General features: G+C 71.4%; 19 protein-coding genes and 3 tRNA genes. 11 read left to right on the forward strand and 11 right to left on the reverse strand.

Features of this window, described 5'->3' with window-relative positions; all coding sequences use genetic code 11:
- Window positions 1-91 precede the first annotated feature (91 nt).
- The gene (locus ACGFSH_RS13795) at window positions 92-991 is read left to right on the forward strand and encodes a phosphoribosylaminoimidazolesuccinocarboxamide synthase (protein WP_393348000.1); all 900 of its coding nucleotides are present in this window, start codon (window positions 92-94) and stop codon (window positions 989-991) included.
- Between the two features lie 45 nt (window positions 992-1,036).
- Here ACGFSH_RS13795 and ACGFSH_RS13800 read toward each other — a convergent pair.
- From ACGFSH_RS13800 to ACGFSH_RS13835, 8 genes are all read right to left on the reverse strand, one after another.
- Window positions 1,037-1,112, reverse strand: a tRNA-Gly gene (locus ACGFSH_RS13800).
- Between the two features lie 37 nt (window positions 1,113-1,149).
- Window positions 1,150-1,758: a response regulator transcription factor gene (locus tag ACGFSH_RS13805; protein WP_329411473.1), complete on the reverse strand. Its 609-nt coding sequence runs from the start codon at window positions 1,756-1,758 to the stop codon at window positions 1,150-1,152.
- Window positions 1,755-3,131 (reverse strand): sensor histidine kinase, encoded by a 1,377-nt coding sequence (locus ACGFSH_RS13810; RefSeq protein WP_393348002.1) that lies wholly within the window; start codon window positions 3,129-3,131, stop codon window positions 1,755-1,757. The genes ACGFSH_RS13805 and ACGFSH_RS13810 overlap by 4 nt, the downstream gene beginning before the upstream one ends.
- Before the next feature lie 210 nt (window positions 3,132-3,341).
- Window positions 3,342-4,157, reverse strand: a complete 816-nt coding sequence (locus tag ACGFSH_RS13815; protein ID WP_393348004.1) for an ABC transporter permease — start codon at window positions 4,155-4,157, stop codon at window positions 3,342-3,344.
- Entirely contained in the window at window positions 4,154-5,143 is a 990-nt protein-coding gene (locus ACGFSH_RS13820) for an ABC transporter ATP-binding protein (protein ID WP_393348006.1), read from the reverse strand. The genes ACGFSH_RS13815 and ACGFSH_RS13820 overlap by 4 nt, the downstream gene beginning before the upstream one ends.
- Before the next feature lie 193 nt (window positions 5,144-5,336).
- Window positions 5,337-5,409: transfer RNA gene (locus ACGFSH_RS13825), tRNA-Gly, on the reverse strand.
- A gap of 80 nt (window positions 5,410-5,489) precedes the next feature.
- Window positions 5,490-5,561: transfer RNA gene (locus tag ACGFSH_RS13830), tRNA-Gly, on the reverse strand.
- Between the two features lie 233 nt (window positions 5,562-5,794).
- Complete coding sequence (locus ACGFSH_RS13835; protein ID WP_329411467.1) at window positions 5,795-6,112, reverse strand: Lsr2 family protein; 318 nt, start codon at window positions 6,110-6,112, stop codon at window positions 5,795-5,797.
- A gap of 345 nt (window positions 6,113-6,457) precedes the next feature.
- On the opposite strand from ACGFSH_RS13835, the gene purS reads away from it, so the two are divergent.
- Genes purS through purL form a run of 3 tightly spaced genes read left to right on the forward strand, consistent with a single transcriptional unit; the run spans window position 6,458 to window position 9,662 of the window.
- A complete protein-coding gene (purS, locus tag ACGFSH_RS13840) occupies window positions 6,458-6,730 on the forward strand; it encodes a phosphoribosylformylglycinamidine synthase subunit PurS (protein ID WP_190154033.1) in 273 nt (90 codons plus the stop codon).
- Window positions 6,727-7,407 (forward strand): phosphoribosylformylglycinamidine synthase subunit PurQ, encoded by a 681-nt coding sequence (gene purQ, locus ACGFSH_RS13845; RefSeq protein WP_393348008.1) that lies wholly within the window; start codon window positions 6,727-6,729, stop codon window positions 7,405-7,407. Before purS ends, purQ begins: the two co-directional genes overlap by 4 nt.
- Complete coding sequence (purL, locus tag ACGFSH_RS13850) at window positions 7,404-9,662, forward strand: phosphoribosylformylglycinamidine synthase subunit PurL (RefSeq protein ID WP_393348009.1); 2,259 nt, start codon at window positions 7,404-7,406, stop codon at window positions 9,660-9,662. The genes purQ and purL overlap by 4 nt, the downstream gene beginning before the upstream one ends.
- Before the next feature lie 113 nt (window positions 9,663-9,775).
- On the opposite strand, the gene ACGFSH_RS13855 is transcribed toward purL, so the two are convergent.
- The gene (locus ACGFSH_RS13855; RefSeq protein WP_393348011.1) at window positions 9,776-11,236 is read right to left on the reverse strand and encodes an MFS transporter; all 1,461 of its coding nucleotides are present in this window, start codon (window positions 11,234-11,236) and stop codon (window positions 9,776-9,778) included.
- Window positions 11,237-11,331: 95 nt separating this feature from the next.
- On the opposite strand from ACGFSH_RS13855, the gene ACGFSH_RS13860 reads away from it, so the two are divergent.
- From ACGFSH_RS13860 to purM, 5 genes are all read left to right on the forward strand, one after another.
- Window positions 11,332-11,976: a TetR/AcrR family transcriptional regulator gene (locus ACGFSH_RS13860; protein WP_393348013.1), complete on the forward strand. Its 645-nt coding sequence runs from the start codon at window positions 11,332-11,334 to the stop codon at window positions 11,974-11,976.
- 234 nt (window positions 11,977-12,210) lie between these two features.
- Complete coding sequence (locus tag ACGFSH_RS13865) at window positions 12,211-13,008, forward strand: sterol carrier family protein (RefSeq protein ID WP_393348015.1); 798 nt, start codon at window positions 12,211-12,213, stop codon at window positions 13,006-13,008.
- A 160-nt stretch (window positions 13,009-13,168) separates the two neighbouring features.
- Window positions 13,169-13,675 carry an META domain-containing protein gene (locus ACGFSH_RS13870; protein ID WP_393348017.1) on the forward strand — a complete coding sequence of 169 codons (507 nt, stop codon included), beginning with the start codon at window positions 13,169-13,171 and terminating at the stop codon, window positions 13,673-13,675.
- Window positions 13,676-13,905: 230 nt separating this feature from the next.
- Window positions 13,906-15,432: an amidophosphoribosyltransferase gene (gene purF / locus ACGFSH_RS13875; protein WP_393348019.1), complete on the forward strand. Its 1,527-nt coding sequence runs from the start codon at window positions 13,906-13,908 to the stop codon at window positions 15,430-15,432.
- 45 nt (window positions 15,433-15,477) lie between these two features.
- The gene (gene purM, locus ACGFSH_RS13880) at window positions 15,478-16,545 is read left to right on the forward strand and encodes a phosphoribosylformylglycinamidine cyclo-ligase (RefSeq protein WP_393348021.1); all 1,068 of its coding nucleotides are present in this window, start codon (window positions 15,478-15,480) and stop codon (window positions 16,543-16,545) included.
- A gap of 102 nt (window positions 16,546-16,647) precedes the next feature.
- Here purM and ACGFSH_RS13885 read toward each other — a convergent pair whose 3' ends face one another.
- Together ACGFSH_RS13885 and ACGFSH_RS13890 are read right to left on the reverse strand one after the other, a co-directional pair.
- Entirely contained in the window at window positions 16,648-16,902 is a 255-nt protein-coding gene (locus ACGFSH_RS13885) for a DUF3073 domain-containing protein (protein ID WP_057576334.1), read from the reverse strand.
- Between the two features lie 333 nt (window positions 16,903-17,235).
- Complete coding sequence (locus ACGFSH_RS13890; RefSeq protein WP_393348023.1) at window positions 17,236-18,336, reverse strand: Leu/Phe/Val dehydrogenase; 1,101 nt, start codon at window positions 18,334-18,336, stop codon at window positions 17,236-17,238.
- 185 nt (window positions 18,337-18,521) lie between these two features.
- Between ACGFSH_RS13890 and ACGFSH_RS13895 the strand changes: the two genes are divergently transcribed.
- Entirely contained in the window at window positions 18,522-19,364 is an 843-nt protein-coding gene (locus ACGFSH_RS13895) for a hypothetical protein (RefSeq protein WP_393348025.1), read from the forward strand.
- A 599-nt stretch (window positions 19,365-19,963) separates the two neighbouring features.
- A complete protein-coding gene (gene bldC / locus ACGFSH_RS13900) occupies window positions 19,964-20,170 on the forward strand; it encodes a developmental transcriptional regulator BldC (protein WP_003949541.1) in 207 nt (68 codons plus the stop codon).
- The last annotated feature ends 507 nt before the right edge of the window (window positions 20,171-20,677 follow it).

The raw sequence follows: 20,677 nt of genomic DNA on the forward strand, positions 1-20,677 counted from the left end.
TCGTCCCGGACGGCCCGGCCACCCGGCGTCCGAGGCCAATGCTGAACTAAGGGACAATCGAGCCTCCAGGTCAGAACCACGGGGAGGAACCGTGTCCGGATTCGTAGAAAAGCCCGAGCCCCTTCAGGTGCCGGGCCTGGTGCATCTGCACACCGGCAAGGTGCGCGAGCTGTACCAGAACGAGGCGGGCGACCTCGTGATGGTCGCCAGCGACCGCACGTCCGCCTACGACTGGGTGCTGCCGACCGAGATCCCGGACAAGGGCCGCATCCTCACCCAGCTCTCCCTGTGGTGGTTCGACCGGCTCGCGGACCTGGTCCCGAACCACGTCCTGAGCACGGAGCCGCCCGCCGGCGCCCCCGCCGACTGGGCCGGACGCACCCTGATCTGCAAGTCCCTGCGGATGGTCCCGGTGGAGTGCGTGGCCCGCGGCTACCTCACCGGCTCGGGGCTCGTCGAGTACCGGGAGTCCCGCACGGTCTGCGGTCTCGCCCTCCCCGAGGGCCTCGTCGACGGCAGCGAGCTTCCGGCGCCGATCTTCACCCCGGCGACCAAGGCCGCCGTCGGCGAGCACGACGAGAACGTCTCCTACGAGGAGGTCGCCCGCCAGGTCGGCGCCGACACCGCGGCCCAGCTCCGGCAGGCCACCCTCGCCGTGTACGGCCGGGCCCGCGACATCGCCCGCGACCGGGGCGTCATCCTCGCCGACACCAAGTTCGAGTTCGGCTTCGAGGGCGAGACGCTGGTCATCGCCGACGAGGTCCTCACCCCGGACTCGTCCCGCTTCTGGCCGGCCGACCAGTGGCAGCCGGGCCGCGCGCAGCCCTCGTACGACAAGCAGTTCGTGCGGGACTGGCTGACCTCCGCCGAGTCCGGCTGGGACCGCCACGGCGAGCAGCCCCCGCCGCCGCTGCCCCAGCACATCGTGGACGCCACCCGCGCGAAGTACGTCGAGGCCTACGAGCGTCTGACGGGCACCGCCTGGGCGTGAGCGGCCCACGCGAAAGGCCCCGGTCGATGACCGGGGCCTTTGCTGTGGAGCGGACGACGAGGCTCGAACTCGCGACCTCAACCTTGGCAAGGTTGCGCTCTACCAACTGAGCTACGTCCGCACTGCGCCGTGGTGAACGTGCCGTGGCGCGACGCCAACTATACCCAACCCCGCTCCCGCGCGATCCGCACCGCCGTGTGCCGGTTCTCCGCCCCGAGCTTGGAGACGGCCGACGACAGGTAGTTCCGCACGGTCCCCTGAGACAGCGCGGCCCGCTCCGCGATCTCCGCGACCGGCGCTCCGTCGGCGGCGAGTTCGAGCACCTCCGCCTCGCGCGAGGTCAGCGGCGAGTCACCTGCGGCGATCGCGTCGGCCGCCAACTCCGGGTCAACGTAACGGTTTCCGGCGTGCACCGTGCGGATGATCTCGGCGAGCCGCTGGGCGCTCACGGTCTTCGGCACAAAACCGCGCACACCGGCCGCAAGCGCCCGTTTGAGATGGCCGGGCCGGCCGTGGCTGGTGACGATCAGCGCCCGGCAGCCGGGCAGTTCGGTCCGCAGGGATGTGGCGACCTTCACACCGTCGGCACCCGGCATCTGCAGATCCAGGACGGCCACGTCGGGCTCGTGCGCCCGCGCCATGGCCAGGGCCTCCGGACCGGTGGCGGCCTCGGCGACGATCACCAGGTCGTCCTCCAGGGACAGCAGCGCGGCCAGGGCGCCCCGGATGAGGTGCTCGTCGTCCGCGAGCAGCACCCGGACCGTCATGAAGTGACCTCTCTCACAGTGGACGCCTCCCCGGACGCCCCTTCACCGAGCCGCCGTGTCCCGCCGGCCGGGGCCTCGCCGGGCGACCGCCCGTCGAGCGGCTTCCCGTCGCGTGTCTTCCCGTCGAGCGGCGTCCTGCTCCCCGGCGCCTCGTTCAGAGGCACCTCGGCGACCACCCGGAACGTGCCCGCGCCGACGAGCCGGGCCTCCAGTGTCCCGTCGACCTCCCGCAGCCGCTCCCGCAGTCCGGCGAGTCCCGACCCGCCGCCCGACGCGGCGGGCCCCGGCCTCCCGCCCGCGCCGACGGGCCCCGCCCCGTCGTTCTCCACCGTCAGCACCACGCTCCCCGCCGTCCTCCGCAACGCCACCGAGCACCGGCCCGGGTCTCCGTGCCGCAGCACGTTGGTGGTGCTCTCGCGCACCACCCAGCCCAGCGCGGACTGCACCTCGGCGGGCAGTCCGCCGGGCTCCCCGCTCACCGCGCAGTCGATGCCCGCCGCCGTCAACACGCCCTGCGCGCCCGCGAGTTCCACGCCGAGGTCGGCCTCGCGGTAGCCGCGGACGACGTCACGCACCTCACGCTGCGACTCCCGCGCTATGCGCTGCACCTCGATCATCTGGTCCACGGCGTCCGGCCGTCCGCGCCGGGCCAGCTGCACGGCCAGTTCGCTCTTCAGGGCGATCACCGCCAGGTTGCGGCCCATCACATCGTGCAGATCCCGCCCGAACCGCAGCCGTTCCTCGGCGACGGCGAGCCGGGCGCGGGTGTCGCGGGCCTCGTCCAGCCGGAAGACCGCGTCGAGCAGCCACACCGAGAAGACCGAGGTGAACGCGAGGAAGCCGCCGCCGACGAACACCGCCGCCATCGTCGCCAGGACGGCAACGCCCGACAGCCCGACCGGGTACGCCACCACTGCGGCGCCCACGGCGAAGCCGGCCACGACCGCGAACACCCGCCGCCGCACGCGTACGCCGAGCGCGATGAACCCGGACCCGAAGGCCAGGACGACGCCGAAGACACCGCCCGCGGCGGCGTCCACGCTGTCGTGGTCCGGGCCGCGCTGCGCGACGAGGGCCGCGGCGACGGCGACCGCCGCCGTGAGGGCGGCGAGCGCCCACAGCAGGCGGACGGGCCGGGGCCGGCGTCCGCGCGTCCAGTCCAGCGCCCGCGACGCCGTCACCCCGCCGAGCGTGCAGTGCACCAGCGTCAACGCCGGCAGCCACAGCCCGGGTCCGGCCGGCAGGGCCCCGGCGGAGGGCAGCCCCACGGCCATGAACTCGGCCACGGCGAAGAAGTGGAACGACCACCGTGTGTACGTCTCGACCTTCGCGGGCGTGCTCTTGCGCCGCCACCAGCCTCCCGGCCTGCGCATCCGCACGCCCCCTCCTCGCCCATGAGCCGCGTCGGTCGTCCCGTGTCCCGTGGTGCCCCGTGTCCCGCGGTCCCCGTGCTCCCCCGTGCACGTGCTCCCCCGTGCCGGCTCCCGTGTCAGGGTCCGTGCCCGTATCCGTGCCGGTGTCCGTTCCGCGCGGGCCGGTGCCGCGGGTCGCCGGCGCCGGGGCTCCCGTCGCGACCCTGGCGCTCAGCGCCGGGGCTCCCACCGGAACCACCGCCGTACAGCAAACACCGCCGGCGCCGTCCAGGCCAGTGCGGTTCCGACGGCGCCCAGGGCTTCGTGCGCCGACAGGGCGCCGGTCCAGCCGCCGCGGATCAGAGTGATCACCGGGGACAGCGGCAGCAAGGCGCACGCGGAGGCGAGGCCGTCGGGCAGCAGGTCCAGGGGGACGGCCACCCCGGAGCCGGCCATCGACACGAGCACCAGCGGCGCCGTGGTGACCTGCGCGCTCTCCACGGACCGGGTCGCGGTCGCCGTGACGGCCGCGAGCGCCGCGCACATCACCAGGCCGAACAGCAGGCCCAGGACGGCGAGAACGGGCGCCTCGGGCGCCGGCACGTCCAGCACGACCGTGGAGCCCGCCACCAGCACCGCCGACTGCACCAGTCCCGTCGTCAGGACCGGCAGCGCGGACCCGGCGAGGATCTCGGCGTCGCGCAGCTCGCCGGTGCGCAGCCGCTTCAGCACCAACTCCTCGCGCCGGGCGGTGTAGATGACGGTCAGCGCCGAATACACGCCGAACAGCAGCGAGAAGCCGATCGCGGCGGGCAGCAGCACCAGGCCCGCGGTGAGCCCGGCGTCCTTGAGGTCCATGCCGTCGATCGTCGGGGCGAGGCTGACCGGCAGCGCCAGCGGCACGAGCACGGCCATGAGGAGCGTGCTCCGGCTGCGGCCGAGCAGCGTCAGTTCGGCCCGCCCGAGGGCGGCCATCCGGCGTGCGGGGGTCGTGATCATCCGCCCGGCCTCCCGCCCGGCCGTCTCGCGCACCGTCGTCCCGCTCATGCCGCGACCCCCTCGGCCCCGTCGGTCTTCCCGGTCCTGCCGGTCTCGTCGGCCGCCGGGCCGGACGACGCCTCCCGGGCGATTCCCAGGAACGCCTCCTCCAGCGAGGCCGAGCGCACGTCGAGCCGGCGCAGTTCGACGTGCGTCCGCCGCGCCCACATCAGCAGCCCGGTGGCGGCCCGCTGGAGTTCCCGGGTGTGCAGCCGGATGATGCGGCCGTCGATCTCGTGCCCGCACACGCCCAGTTCGCCGAGCGGCGGCAGATCCCCCGGGAGATACCCCTCGGGCAGTTCGAAGGCGATCCGGGACGGCTGGGCGGCGGTCACCTCGGCGGGCGTTCCGGCGGCGGCGATGCGGCCCTGGTGCAGGATGGCCAGCCGGTCGGCGAGGTGCTCGGCCTCTTCCAGGTAGTGGGTGGTCAGCAGCACCGTGGTGCCCGCGTCGCGCAGGGCGCGCACCAGCTCCCAGGTGTCGCGCCGGCCCTCGGCGTCCAGGCCGGTGGAGGGCTCGTCGAGGAACAGCACCTCGGGTTCGCCGAGGACCGCGAGTGCCAGGTCCAGACGCCTCCGCTCACCGCCGGACAGCTGCTTGACCCGGACGCCGGCACGCCGGGTGAGCCCGACGAGTGCCAGCGCCCCGTCGACCGGACGGGCGCCGCTCACGCAGCCGGCCCACATCCGCGCCGTCTCGGCGACGGTCAGCTCGGAGGGGAATCCCCCTTCCTGGAGCATCACGCCGGTCCGCGGCCGGACGACGGCGCGCTCGGTGAAGGGGTCGTGGCCGAGCACCGAGACCCGCCCGCCGTCCGGTCGCGCCAGCCCTTCCAGCAGCTCGACGGTGGACGTCTTTCCGGCGCCGTTGGTGCCGAGCAGCGCGAAGATCTCGCCGCGGCCGACGTGGAAGGAGATCCCACGGACCGCTTCGAACCCGCCCCCGTACACACGCCGCAGGTCGGTGACCTCGATCACGTGTTCATTCGCGTTCATGCCCCAAGCCTCCCGGCGACCGCAGGCCCGGAGCAGTGCGAGGTGTCACCACTCCCCATGACATATGTCAGACGGCCCCGGCAGCGCCCGGCGAGGTCGGCGGATGCGCGAGCCCGGCGGCGCGGCGCCCGTACGCGCCATGTTCCGGGCGCACGAAAAGACCCCGGTCCAGTGGACCGGGGCCTTATTCCCGAGCGGACGACGAGGCTCGAACTCGCGACCTCAACCTTGGCAAGGTTGCGCTCTACCAACTGAGCTACGTCCGCATTGCCTCCGACCGGCTCTCACCGATCGGCGCGAGCACCAGCCTACCTGATCCAGAAGACCGGTCAGATCGGCGGTGCAGAGCGGGTGACAGGAATTGCACACTGCGCCTTCCCCCTGGAAGGGGGATGTTCTACTACTGAACTACACCCGCACGTACTCCGTGAGCTGGGCTTTTCGGCCTCGCCCGGCGGCGTGCTCCAGACTCTAGCCGACCGGGAGGGGTGCAGCGCAAGTCGAGTCGTTCGAGGGGCGGGTGACCGGCCGTCGGTCGGGCCCCGCGGGGAGGGCGCGACGAGCGTCACCCGCGGACGCCCCGCACCGGACGCCGCCCGACGAGCCCCGCTCACCGGTCCCCGCTCACGCCCTCGGCTCACCGGGCTCGGCTCACTGCGCTTCGGTGAACGCCTCGTAGACCCTCTTGGGGATGCGGCCCCGGGCCGGCACCTCCATCTTGTTGGCCTGGGCCCAGGCGCGGACCGCCGCGGGGTCGGGGGCGACCTCCGTCTGCTTGTAGGCCTTGCCCGATCTGGACCGCTTGCGGCCGGCTTCGACGTAGGGCTCGAGCGCCTTACGCAGTTTCTCGGCATTGCCTTCATTCAGGTCGATCTCGTACGACTTGCCGTCGAGCCCGAAGGCGATCGTTTCCGCCGCTTCCGAGCCGTCGATGTCGTCAAAGAGAGTGACCACGACCTTCTGCGCCACGAATATCGGTCCCTTCGTCCGGCGCCACAAACCGTTCGGCCGTGGCGTCGTGCCGAGTCTCGGCTATTTCCAATTCATTTGTACAGTGCGCGGCAATGCATTGTGAAGCCCGACTAAATCTGTCCGCGTGTCCGGGCGCAATAGGTATCCGCGGATGGCCGGGGATCTTTCCCGTAACTTTTCGTGAACATCCCCGGCAGGTACCGGATCGCGAGGGCCTTCGTGATGGCCGTCACGTAGGTTCCTCCAACTCTACTCGCGTAGAAATTTTGTGCGGGTAGTCTGAAGCCACCTGTCGGAGACACCCGCAGGAACCTGCTCAGCACCACACCACCGGGAGTGCCAGTGGCACGCGTCGTAGTCGACGTCATGCTCAAGCCGGAGATCCTCGACCCCCAGGGCCAGGCGGTGCAGCGCGCACTGCCGCGACTGGGTTTCGAGGGCATCTCCGACGTACGTCAGGGAAAGCGATTCGAACTGGAAGTTGACGGCCCCGTCGACGAGGCCGTCCTCGCCCGCATCCACGATCTTGCGGAATCCTTCCTCGCCAACACCGTGATCGAGGACTTCACCGTCAAGGTCGAGTCGGAAGAAGCCGTCGCGGGAGCCGCGAAGTGACCGCTCGTATTGGCGTCGTCACTTTCCCGGGCAGCCTCGACGACCGGGACACCCAGCGCGCGATCCGCCTCGCGGGCGCGGAACCCGTCGCTCTCTGGCACAAGGACAAGAACCTCCACCAGGTCGACGCAGTCGTGCTGTGCGGTGGTTTCTCCTACGGTGACTATCTGCGGGCCGGCGCCATCGCGCGTTTCTCCCCGGTGATGGAGCCCCTCATCGAGCAGGCGAAGGCCGGTCTCCCGGTCCTCGGCATCTGCAACGGCTTCCAGATCCTCACCGAGGCCCACCTCCTCCCGGGCGCGATGCTCGGCAACGACCACCTCCACTTCATCTGCAGCGACCAGAAGCTGCGGGTGGAGAACGCGGACACCGCCTGGACGACCGACTACTCGGCCGGCCAGGAGATCCACATCCCGCTGAAGAACATGGACGGCCGGTACGTCGCCGACGAGCGCACGCTCGACGAGCTGGAGGCGGAGGGCCGGGTCGCCTTCCGCTACCTGGACGTCAACCCCAACGGCAGCCTTCGCGACATCGCCGGCATCACCAACGCGGCCGGCAACGTCGTGGGTCTCATGCCGCACCCGGAGCACGCCGTCGAGCCGCTCATCGGCTCCGGCCGCACCGACGGCCTCCCGTTCTTCACCTCGATCCTCAAGAAGCTGGTCAACGCATGAGCCGGACGCCTCTGGACACGGTCGAGCACGCGGCCGAGACCCCCGACGTCGAGCTGCCCTGGGCCGAACTCGGCCTGAAGAAGGACGAGTACGAGCGCGTGGTCGAGATCCTCGGCCGCCGCCCGACCGGCGCCGAGCTGGCCATGTACTCCGTCATGTGGTCGGAGCACTGCTCGTACAAGTCCTCCAAGGTGCACCTGCGCCAGTTCGGCGAGAAGGCCCCGCAATCCGACGCGCTGCTCGTCGGCATCGGCGAGAACGCGGGCGTCGTCGACGTCGGCCAGGGCTACGCCGTCACCTTCAAGGTCGAGTCGCACAACCACCCGTCCTACGTGGAGCCCTACCAGGGCGCGGCCACGGGCGTCGGCGGCATCGTGCGCGACATCATCGCGATGGGCGCGCGCCCGGTCGCGGTCGTGGACCCGCTGCGCTTCGGCGCGGCCGACCACCCCGACACCAAGCGCGTCCTGCCCGGCGTCGTCGCCGGCATCGGCGGCTACGGCAACTGCCTGGGCCTGCCGAACATCGGCGGCGAGGTCGTCTTCGACGCCTGCTACCAGGGCAACCCGCTGGTCAACGCGGGCGCCATCGGTGTGATGCGGCACGAGGACATCCACCTCGCGAAGGCGTCCGGCGCCGGCAACAAGGTCATCCTGTACGGGGCCCGGACCGGCGGCGACGGCATCGGCGGCGCCTCGATCCTCGCCTCCGAGACGTTCGACGACGCCAAGCCGTCGAAGCGTCCCGCCGTGCAGGTCGGCGACCCCTTCCAGGAGAAGCTCCTCATCGAGTGCACCCTGGAGGCCTTCCGGGAGAAGCTGGTCGTCGGCATCCAGGACCTCGGCGCGGCCGGGCTGTCCTGCGCCACCTCCGAGCTGGCCTCCAACGGCTCCGGCGGCATGCGCGTCACGCTGGACGACGTCCCGCTGCGCGACTCCACCCTCTCGCCCGAGGAAATCCTCATGAGCGAGTCGCAGGAACGCATGTGCGCGGTCGTCGAGCCGGGCAAGGTCGACCGGTTCCTCGAGATCTGCGACAAGTGGGACGTCATCGCCACCGTCATCGGCGAGGTGACCGACGGCGACCGCCTGGAGATCTTCTGGCACGGCGGCAAGATCGTCGACGTCGACCCCCGCACCGTCGCCCACGACGGCCCGGTCTACGAGCGCCCCTACGCCCGCCCCGACTGGCAGGACGCACTCCAGGCCGACGATGCGGGCAAGCTCCCCCGGCCGCAGACGGGCGACGAGCTGAAGGACCAGGTCCTGAAGCTGGTGTCGTCCCCCAACCAGGCCTCCAAGAAGTGGATCACGTCCCAGTACGACCACTTCGTGCAGGGCAACACGGTGCTGGCCCAGCCCGAGGACTCCGGGATGATCCGCATCGACGAGGAGAGCGGCCTCGGCGTCGCCATCGCGACCGACGGCAACGGCCGCTACGCCAAGCTCGACCCGTACGCGGGCGCGCAGCTGGCCCTGTCCGAGGCGTACCGCAACGTGGCCACGACCGGTGCCAAGCCGCTCGCCGTCTCCGACTGCCTGAACTTCGGCTCGCCCGAGGACCCGGCGGTGATGTGGCAGTTCGCGGAGGCCATCCGCGGTCTTGCCGACGCCTGCCAGCAGCTCGGCACCCCGGTGACCGGCGGCAACGTCTCGCTCTACAACCAGACCGGCGAGGCGGCCATCCACCCGACTCCGGTGGTCGCGGTGCTGGGCGTCATCGACGACGTGACCCGCCGCACGCCCGTGGCCTTCCAGGAGGAGGGCCAGCTGCTCTACCTCCTCGGCGACACCCGTGAGGAGTTCGGCGGCTCGGCCTGGTCCCAGGTCGTCCACGACCACCTGGGCGGACTGCCTCCGAAGGTCGACCTGGAGCGGGAGCGGCTGCTCGCCGAGATCCTGATCTCCGCCTCGCGCGACGGCATGATCGACTCCGCGCACGACCTGTCCGACGGCGGTCTGATCCAGGCGGTCGTCGAGTCGGCGCTGCTCGGCGGCAAGGGTGCGCGGCTGATCGTGCCCGACGGCCTCGACGCCTTCACCCTCCTCTTCTCCGAGTCGGCCGGCCGCGCGGTCGTCGCGGTGCCGCGCTCGGAGGAGCTGCGGTTCAACGACATGTGCGGGGCGCGCGGTCTGCCCGTGACCCGCATCGGTGTCGTCGACGGCGACACGGTCGAGCTCCAGGGCGAGTTCGAGCTGTCCCTGGAGGAGCTGCGCAGGGCGCACGAGGACACCATCCCGGCGCTGCTCGCGTAACCCGCCCGTACGCACCCGCGGTGGTGAAGGCCCCTCCCGTTCCCCACGGGCGGGGCCTTCCCCGTGTCCACCGGCGTTCGAAGCCGGGCCCCGCGGTCGGACGGGGGCGGCTGTCATACCGTCACCGGTTCCGGCGCGGGCTCGGGGGTGCTCGCCGTCGGACGGGACGTGGGCAGCAGGAGCGCCAGGACCAGGCACACGGCCATCAGTCCCGCCCCGCACAGGAACACCGTGTCCATGGCGGACACGTACGACTCCAGCGCCGCCGGCCGGGCCGCGCCCGCCAGGGAGGCGAGCTGACCGGGGCCGTCGTAGAGCCTGGTGATAAGGGTGCCGAAGAGAGCCGCGCCCAGGGCGGTCCCCAGGGTCTGGAAGAAGCGGACGCCGGTGGTGGCCACGCCGAGTTGGTGGCGCGGGGCCGCGTCCTGGACCAGCTGGATGAGCTGGCCCAGGAGGAGGCCGAAGCCCGTGCCGACGAGCAGCAGGTAGCCGCGCAGCAGCCACAGTGAGGTGTCGGTGCCGAGCGTGGCCAGGAACAGAAAGGCGACCGCGGCCAGCGCCGACCCCGCTATGGCGAAGGTCCGTTCGGCCCAGCCGCGCGCGGCGAGCCTGGCGGAGGCGATGCCCACGGCCGTCATCCCCGCGGCCATGGGCAGCAGGTACAGGCCCGCCGATGAGCTGGCGATCCCGCGGGCCACCTGGAGGTAGACCATCACGTAGTACATCGAGCCGACCATGGCCGCGCCCATCAGCCCTTGTATGGCGAAGCCCCAGCGCAGTTCGGGTACGCGGAAGAGGGACAGCGGGAGGATCGGCTCGGCGGCCGTGGCCTGCCGCCGCAGGAACAGGCCGAGGGTGACCGCCGTGGCGAGCGTCAGCGCGAGGATCTGCGGCGACGTCCACGCGTACTGCTTGCCGCCCCACTCGGTGACCAGCAGCAGGGCGGTGGAGAACGCGGCGGCCAGGCCCGCCCCGAGGAAGTCGATGCGGTGCCGCGGACCGTTCCGGGGCAACTTGAGGGCGAGTGCGCCGACGATCAGCACGGCGGCCCCGAGGGGCAGGTTGACGTAGAAGATCCACCGCCAACTCGCGTGGTCGGCGAGCAGCCCGCCGATCCAGGGGCCCACCGCCATGCCGCCGCCTGCGACGACCCCGCCCACGCCGGCGCCCTTGGCGTCCTTCTCGCCGGCTCCTCTGAGCTGGGCTATGACCACCATCGTGACGCTCATCAGGCCGCCGGCGCCGATGCCCTGCACCGCTCGGGCGGCGATCAGCTGGTCGAGCGACTGCGCCGCCCCGCACAGCGCCGAGCCGACGAGGAACGTGCCCACGGCGCCCAGGAACACCCTCTTGGCGCCGAGGACGTCGCACAGCTTGCCGTACAGCGGGAGTACCGCGGCCGACGCCAGGGAGAAGGCGCTGACCAGCCAGGGGATGCGGTCGATGCCGTGCGCGGGGTCGAGGTCGCGGACGATCGGGACGGTGGCCGCGGACACGATCTGCAGGTCGAGCACGGCGAGCACGATCGTGACGAGGCAGACGAGGAAGCCGATTCTGCGTTGGGTGTCGGTCATGCGCCCACCATGCCCGGAATCCGTGGACCGGGTCAATCTTTTATCCGGTACTACTTTTCATCCGGGCTCAAGAATGAGCTTGGTACAGTGGCGTCATGGCTGCCGAAGCGACGATGGGCCTGCGCGAGCGCAAGAAGCTCCAGACCGCGATGCGGATCTACCGGACCGCGGTGGAGCTGTTCCTGGAGCGGAGCTTCGACGACGTCTCCGTCCAGGAGATCGCCGACGCCGCCGACGTCTCGAAGATGACGGTGTTCAACTACTTCGGCACCAAGGAGGACCTGGTCTTCCGGCCGATGGAGGAGCACTTCTCCGACGCGGCCCGTGCGGTACGGGAGCGGCGCCGGGGCGAGTCCGCGGCCGAGGCCGTCCGACGGCAGTTCCTGGAGATGATCGAAGGCCGTGATCCCGCGATCGGCCTGCACAGCGAGCCCTTCGCCCGTGAGATCCGCTCGGTCATCCTCGCGACGCCCGTCCTGCGCGAGCGCGCCTACGTCCTGTCGGAGAAGGGCGCCCGCGAGCTGGCCGGGCTGCTGGCCGAGGAGACGGGGGACGAGACCCTCGCGGCGATCGCGGCCGCCACGCTCACCGCCGCCCGCAACGCCCTCGTCGAAGAGCACCACCGCCGCATCGCCGCGGGCGAGAGCGTGGACGAGGTCGCGGCCGAAGCCGCCGACCGGGCCCGCAGGGCCTTCGCCCTGGTGGAAGCGGGCCTGGGCGACTACGCCCGCAAGGCCTGACCGCACCACGCGACCACTCCGCGCCCACGTCTCGGCCCATTCGCGCACGGGCCTCCGCCCCACTCCGCGCCCACGTCTGCGCCCCACTGGCGACGACCGCCGTACACGCCGGCCCTGCACGCCCGCCGTACACGCCCGCCGTGCGCGACAGCCGGACGCGACCGCCGTACCGCCACCGCGTACCGTCATCGCCGCCATCGCCCGCCCGCGCCCAGGCGGTCTAGGCTCACCGCCATGCCTCCGGCCAAGAAGCGCGCCCGCGCGTACGACCCCGTCAAGATCCGTGCCGCCGTCCTCGCGCAGTTCGGCAACGTGCAACGGGCCGTGGGCACGCTGACCCCCGGGCAGCTCGCCCTGCCGACCCGGCTGGCGGGCTGGACCGTGCGGGACCTGGCGGCGCACGTGACGATGGCGGTGGAGACCGTCAGCCGCAACCTGGAGCGCGACGAACCGGCGAAGGCGGAGCTGACCCTCCTGGACTGGCCGTTCGCCACAGGGGCGCGGGCCGCCGACATCTCCGACGGGACCCTGGCCCTGGCCGCGGCCCACCCCGATCCGGTCGCCCTCTACGCCCGTGCCGGGGAGCGGCTGGCCGCCGCCCTCGACGGCGCCTGCGGCGACCGCGTCCTCGCCGCCCGCACCGGCGCCATCACGCTCGCCGACTACCTGGTCACCCGTACCGTCGAACTCGTCGTCCACACCGACGACCTCAACGACGCCGTCCCCGGGCTGGACGTCCCGTACGACCGTCAGGCGCTGGCCGCCGCCACCCGGCTGCTGGCCGACGCCCTGGCCGTGAAGGCCCCCGGCGGCGCGACCGAGGTGCGGATCCCGCCGTTCGCCGTCGTCCAGTGCGTCCAGGGGCCCCGGCACACCCGGGGCACCCCGCCCAACGTCGTCGAGACCGATCCGCTCACCTGGATCCGGCTGGCGACCGGCCGTGTGACCTGGCAGGAAGCCGTCGAGTCGGCGAAGGTCGGCGCGAGCGGCGAACGGGCGGACCTCGCGGCCCTCCTGCCGCTCATGAGCTGATCCCGGCTCCGCCTCCCCTCCCCGCCCGACGGCCGATCCGGGTGCCCGCCCTGCCCCTGAACGTCCTCATCCGGAGCCCGCGTGGAACCGGTCGCCCCATCCGTCCCGTCGAACCGGCATGCACCGGCACAGGCACAGCCTCACGCGCGCCACGCGCCCCATGAGAACCGCGCGCACCCCGCGCACCCCGCGCACCCCGCGCACCGGCAAGCGGCGCACCCGCTCGGCGCCGGTCCTTGCGGCCGTCCTCGTGCTCGCCCCGCTCGCCGCGGCCTGCGGCGACGAGCAGGCCGACGGACGGCGGCCCGGCAGCGCCTCGGTGAGCGCCGAACCGCCGCTGACCGGCGTCCGGTGGACCGTCGACAGCGTCACCGTGGACGGCGAGACCCGGCGGTCGCCCGGCAGCGCCCGGCTGACGATCACGGACGGCAAGGCGGCCGGAAGTTACGGATGCAACGACTTCACCGCCACGGCCGTGATCGAGGGGGGCAGCGTCCGGTTCGGCGACGCCAGAACGACCCGGATGGCCTGCGCGGGCCCGGTCATGGCGTTCGAGCGGCTGCTGGCCGGCACCTTCGCCGACGGGCCGCTGACCACCGAGGTCAAGGGCGACAGGCTGACGCTCGGCGCGGCCGGCGGCGGCCTGGTCCGGCTGACCAGGATGTGAGACGCGACCCGTCGCCGGCCCGATCGGTGTGCGACACCTCACTCGCGCCCGCCCGAGGCCGGCCGGCGAGACGGTGGCAGCGGTGCGCGCGACCCGCCGACGGATCATCGGAATCGCGCCCTGAGCTGCGCAAACGCACCCGGCGGGACAGCGGCCGCCGACCGGTGATCCAGTTACCCGCGGGTATCCCCAATTCGGACCAGTGGTCGACCTCGCCTACACTCGGAGGCGTGCCACGTGGTGACGGTCGACTCAGTCATGATCTGCTCCCCGGCGAGAAAGGCCCTCAGGACGCTTGCGGCGTCTTCGGGGTCTGGGCTCCCGGTGAAGAGGTCGCCAAGCTCACTTACTTCGGGCTCTACGCCCTCCAGCATCGGGGCCAGGAATCCGCGGGAATCGCGGTCAGCAACGGCTCCCAGATCCTCGTCTTCAAGGACATGGGCCTCGTGTCCCAGGTCTTCGACGAGACCTCGCTCGGTTCGCTCCAGGGTCATATCGCGGTCGGACACGCCCGCTACTCGACCACCGGCGCCTCCGTGTGGGAGAACGCGCAGCCGACGTTCCGCGCCACCGCGCACGGTTCGATCGCGCTCGGTCACAACGGCAACCTGGTCAACACGGCCCAGCTCGCCGAAATGGTCGCCGACCTGCCCAAGCAGGAGGGCCGCTCCCCGCGCGTCGCGGCGACCAACGACACCGACCTGCTCACCGCGCTGCTCGCGGCCCAGGTCGACGAGGACGGCAAGCCGCTGACCATCGAGGAGGCGGCCCACCGCATCCTCCCGCAGGTCAAGGGCGCCTTCTCGCTCGTCTTCATGGACGAGCACACCCTGTACGCCGGCCGTGACCCGCAGGGCATCCGCCCGCTGGTCCTCGGCCGACTGGAGCGCGGCTGGGTGGTGGCCTCCGAGTCCGCCGCCCTGGACATCTGCGGCGCCGCCTACGTCCGTGAGATCGAGCCCGGCGAGTTCATCGCCATCGACGAGAACGGACTGCGCACCTCCCGGTTCGCGGAAGCGAAGCCCAAGGGCTGTGTCTTCGAGTACGTGTACCTGGCCCGCCCCGACACCGACATCGCCGGGCGCAACGTGTACCTCTCCCGCGTGGAGATGGGCCGCAAGCTCGCCAAGGAAGCGCCGGTCGAGGCCGACCTGGTGATAGCGACTCCGGAGTCCGGCACCCCGGCAGCCATCGGCTACGCGGAGGCCTCGGGCATCCCCTTCGGCGCGGGTCTGGTCAAGAACGCCTACGTCGGCCGGACCTTCATCCAGCCCTCGCAGACGATCCGCCAGCTGGGCATCCGGCTGAAGCTGAACCCGCTGAAGGAAGTCATCAAGGGCAAGCGCCTGGTCGTCGTCGACGACTCGATCGTGCGCGGCAACACCCAGCGCGCCCTGGTCCGCATGCTCCGCGAGGCGGGCGCGGCCGAGGTCCACATCCGGATCTCCTCGCCGCCCGTGAAGTGGCCCTGCTTCTTCGGCATCGACTTCGCCACGCGCGCGGAGCTGATCGCCAACGGCATGACCATCGACGAGATCGGCACCTCCCTGGGCGCCGACTCCCTCGCCTACATCTCCATCGACGGCATGATCGAGGCGACCACCATCGCCAAGCCGAACCTCTGCCGCGCCTGCTTCGACGGCGAGTACCCGATGGACCTCCCCGACCCCGAGCTGCTCGGCAAGCAGCTCCTGGAGACGGAACTGGCAGCCGGGCCCGCCGCCACGGCCGCCGCCGACGCGATCCGTCGCCCGTAGACGGCCCGCCACACCTGCCGTACGACACGAAGGTTCTCACTAGCCATGTCTGAGACAACTGGTGCCAGCTACGCAGCCGCGGGCGTCGACATCGAAGCGGGCGACCGCGCCGTCGAGCTGATGAAGGAGTGGGTGAAGAAGACGCAGCGCCCCGAGGTCCTCGGCGGCCTCGGCGGGTTCGCCGGCCTCTTCGACGCCTCCGCCCTCAAGCGCTACGAGCGCCCGCTCCTCGCCTCCGCCACGGACGGCGTGGGCACGAAGGTCGACATCGCGCGCCGGCTCGGCGTGTACGACACGATCGGCCACGACCTGGTCGCCATGGTCATGGACGACATCGTGGTGTGCGGCGCCGAGCCGCTGTTCATGACCGACTACATCTGCGTCGGCAAGGTCCACCCCGAACGGGTCGCCGCCATCGTCAAGGGCATCGCCGAAGGCTGTGTGCTGGCCGGGTGCGCCCTGATCGGCGGCGAGACGGCCGAACACCCCGGACTGCTGGGCGAGGACGACTTCGACGTCGCCGGCGCCGGTACGGGCGTCGTGGAGGCCGACCGGCTGCTCGGCCCGGACCGCATCCGCACGGGTGACGCGGTGATCGCCATGGCAGCCTCCGGACTCCACTCCAACGGGTACTCGCTGGTCCGGCACGTCCTGCTGAACCAGGCCGGTCTCTCCCTGGAAGCGCGCGTCGACGACCTCGGCCGCACGCTCGGCGAGGAGCTCCTGGAGCCCACCAAGATCTATTCGCTGGACTGCCTCGCGCTCACCCGTACGGCGGACGTCCACGCCTTCTCGCACATCACCGGCGGCGGCCTGGCGGCCAACCTGGCCCGGGTGATCCCGGACGGGCTGCACGCGCGTGTGGACCGCTCCACCTGGACGCCGGGGCCGATCTTCGACCTGGTCGGCAGGACCGGATCGGTCGAGCGCCTGGAGCTGGAGAAGACGCTCAACATGGGCGTCGGCATGATGGCGATCGTGCCCGCGGATTCGGCGGACGTCGCCCTGACGACCCTGGCGGACCGCGGCGTCGAGGCCTGGGTCGCCGGCGAGATCGCCGAGCGCGGCGAGCACGCCGCGGGAGCCGAGCTGGTCGGCGACTACGCGAGCTGAGACGGCCGGTCGGACCGGTCCGGCGGACCGCCGGGCCGGCCGGGCAGCACAAGACCCGGTCGGTGACCGGAGTCACCGACCGGGTGAGTGCTCAGTACAAGGTCAAGCGCCGCGACGGTGTTGCGAGGAGTCCTCGCCGTCATCCTCGTCGTCGTCCCCGTACAGCTCGGCGTACCGTGCGTACGGGTCGTCGTCCTGCTCATCGTCATCATCCTCGAACGGTTGCCCGTTCGGCGGAATGTTCGATGGCGATGCGCCCAGCTCTTCGGCCAGGCGTGAGAGATCAGTCCCGCCGCTGTTGTACTTCAGCTGGCGGGCGACCTTCGCTTGCTTGGCCTTGGCCCGGCCGCGCCCCATGGCTCGACCCCCTCAACGACGGGGCTCGACGGCCCCAGGTTGACACGCGTTCATGATCCAGGACGGCCTCTCCGTGGAGAGCCCGTCGTAGGGCTCCCACGGTACCTGAGCCCACGCCCGTACGGTACGTCGCCCGTACCACGCGCGTGTGCACAGCCCCTTGGGCATGCCCCGTCCTCGCTGGTCAGTGGCGATTTTAACCACTTATCGGCGGGCGACCCGCCCGGAGGAGTGAGAGTTCTCTCCAACTTTCCACCGGCCGGTACCGCCGAAACCCGGGGACGGGGTGCCACAGGGTCTTCACGGAGCTCTCACCGAGCCCCCGTCCGGCCGTCAGCCCGCGTGCGCCCGGGCCGCCTCGTGCATCCGCTGCTCGGCGATCCGGTCGGCCGCCGCGGCCGGCGGAATCCCGTCCGCCTTCGCACGTGCGAAGATCGCGAGGGTGGTGTCGAAGATCTTCGCCGCCTTCGCCCTGCACCGGTCGAAGTCGAAGCCGTGCAGTTCGTCGGCGACCTGGATGACGCCGCCGGCGTTCACCACGTAGTCCGGCGCGTAGAGGATCCCGCGGTCGGCGAGGTCCTTCTCCACGCCCGGGTGGGCGAGCTGGTTGTTGGCCGCGCCGCAGACGACGGCGGCGGTCAGCACCGGCACGGAGTCGTCGTTCAGCGCCCCGCCGAGCGCGCAGGGGGCGTAGACGTCGAGTCCGTCCAGCGTGATCAGGCGCTCGGTGTCGGCGACGACCTCCACCGCGGGGTGCCGTTCGGCGATCCGGCGCACCGCCTCCTGGCGGACGTCCGTGATCACCACGCGGGCGCCCTCCGCCAGCAGATGCTCCACCAGGTGGTGTCCGACTTTGCCCACACCCGCGACGCCGACCGTGCGGTCGCGCAGCGAGGGGTCGCCCCACAGGTGCTGCGCGGAGGCCCGCATGCCCTGGTAGACGCCGAAGGCGGTCAGCACCGAGGAGTCGCCCGCGCCGCCGTTCTCCGGCGAGCGCCCGGTCGTCCAGCGGCACTCGCGCGCCACGACGTCCATGTCGGCCACATAGGTGCCGACGTCGCAGGCGGTCACGTACCGCCCGCCCAGCGAGGCCACGAACCGGCCGTACGCGAGCAGCAGCTCCTCGGTCTTGATCACCTCGGGGTCCCCGATGATCACGGCCTTGCCGCCGCCGTGGTCGAGCCCGGCCATGGCGTTCTTGTACGACATCCCGCGCGCGAGGTTCAGCGCGTCGGCGACGGCCTCCGCCTCGGTCGCGTACGGGTAGAAGCGGGTACCGCCGAGGGCGGGGCCCAGAGCGGTGGAGTGCAGGGCGATGACGGCCTTGAGGCCGGTCGCGCGGTCCTGGCAGAGCACGACCTGCTCATGGCCGCCCTGGTCCGAGTGGAACAGGGTGTGCAGGACGTCAGCAGGTACGCCGGATACGTCGGTCACTGTGGTGACTCCAGGGTCTAGCGGCGGTCGGGGCGCAGGCGCCGTAAGGGTGGCGGAGCCTGTGGCACGAGCGTAGAGCCTGGACGGCCCGCTGATCCCGCAGTGTCGGGGATCACCCCCCGGTGGAGTACTGCCGTGGGACGATCGCAGGGTTTCCCGGCCGGCCGAAGGGGGAGGGAGCAGGGGTGCCCAAGGTGTCCTCGGTGATCGTCCCGTACGCGGTCTATCTGCGGGTGTACGAGCCGCTGGCCGCCTTCCCGGAGCCCGAGCGGTCCCACTGGGCGCGCTACGCGCGACGCCCCGACCTGCCCTCCTACCAGGACGAGCTGCGCCGCTCACTGGCCGACCTGTTGCCCACCCCGCCGGTCGCGGTGCCGGTGCAGGAGAGCGGCGACGCGTTCGTGACCGAGGTGGACGGCGTGCTCTGCGTCTGCCCGTGGCGCACGCGGCTGCGCGGCTGGCTCGCCCTGGCCGAGCTGGACGACGAACTGCCCGGACCGGTCCTGGAGGCGGCGCTCCCCGAGGTCGTGCGGATCCAGGCCGCCAAGGACCACGAGCGGTGGCTGGAGCGCAACCCCGACGCCCGCCCATGGATCCGCACCGCGGTCTGGCAGGTGCCCCTGAACTGGTTCGTGCTGGTCGCCGACGAGGAGCGGGAGTACGAGAAGGGGACGGAGCGGGCGGCGCCCGTGCTGCGCTACCGCACGCCGATGGTGCAGGCGCGCCGCCGGGTGGCCCGGTCGCTGCGGGCGCTGAAGGACGCCGGCGAGGAGGGGCCGCTCGCCGACGGGCTGCTGGACGTCGGCCGCTGGCTGGAGGAGTTCCATCCGCGTTCGCTGGTGGAACTGGACTACGGCGGGCTGGCGCACGTGCTGCCGGCCGGTGATCTGGAGGCCGACCGCTCGGCGAAGGACGTGGCCGACAGCGTCGAGGCGCTGCGGGCGGGCGACGGCGAGGCGGCGGCGGAGGCGTACGGGCGGCTCGTGGAGCGGTGGCGTTCGGTCCGGGAACGGCGTTCGGCGAACTGAGGCGCGGGCCCGCGGGACCGTCCTGACGTCGGACGCACGGTGAACTGACGATGTGACAGATACGACAGCGCTTGCCGAAGTGATGTGCGTCACGGCCATGAACGGCTCGAACAGCGTACGGTCAGCGGCACTTCACGGAACTCACGGGACGTAGGTCCCGATCCGGGCTTATGTCTCAAGGGTGACGGACCGCACGTACGCGGCCCTTGCGTCGCTTGCCCCTCCTCGTGCCAAAATAGGACAAGGAGTCCGGGGAGGGCTCCGTCCGCCTACTTATGCTCCATGGTGGGGGGAATCTCGGTATTGCACTGCTTTGGGGGTTCTCGTGACTCCTGAGCGCCCCTGTGACTGATCGTCACAGGGGCGTGACTGTCCGCTATGGCATGGTCCATCGGCTTCCGTCGCCGATGAACACCTGGGGGGCAATTCCATCGGTTTGGCCGACGCGGCTGGACAGATGGTGTAGTTGTAGTGCCGAGGACAAGCCGTTCGTCCTATAACCGACTCGACTCGCGTCCGCCATTTCGGGCAACGCGGGTCAAGGTGCAGAATTTAGAGGAAAGAACCGAGAAGGTTCGGTTCTCCCGAGGAGGCCGCTCATGACCGCTCGCACCCCTGATGCTGAGCCGCTGCTGACCCCGGCTGAGGTTGCCACGATGTTCCGCGTCGACCCGAAGACGGTCACGCGGTGGGCGAAGGCCGGCAAGCTCACGTCGATCCGCACGCTCGGCGGACACCGCCGTTATCGCGAGGCTGAGGTCCGCGCACTGCTCGCGGGCATCCCGCAGCAGCGCAGCGAGGCCTGAACAAGTGAATAACCGGGCAACACGTCAGGTTCCCCCATCTGTGCGGACGCCCGAAACCTAGCTCCGAACGACGTGGGTCCTGCCCCAACAGGCCCTCGCCACCAGGGAACGTCGTCGATCGCGCTGGACTCCGCCGAGTCCGGCGCGATCTTTTTTGTGCGCTAGGGGCCGCCTCGGGGGCGGTATCAGGTGGCTCTGTGAGCGCCCTTGTCGGAGTCTGGGGAGGCTCTGGGAGGGTTCTGGGAGGCATCCTCCGGAGTGGTGCAATTGCACATATTAAATTGACCAGTTGTAGGAGCGGGGTAAGAACCTGCTTTTCCAAAACTCATGCCGTGACACCCGTCACACGGCCGGGCCCTTGTTGCCGTCGCTTCGCGTGCACTAGAGGAAGCTCCCGTTCCGCGCCGCCCGTCCCGCTCCCGCCGTCGGGGGCCGACCGTCCCGTTGTCCCGAGTCCGGCCGTCCGGCCGTCCCGCCGTCCGGCCGTTCCACCGTCCCGCCGTCCCG

Source organism: Streptomyces sp. NPDC048481 (assembly GCF_043200075.1).
Classification (GTDB): Bacteria; Actinomycetota; Actinomycetes; order Streptomycetales; family Streptomycetaceae; genus Streptomyces.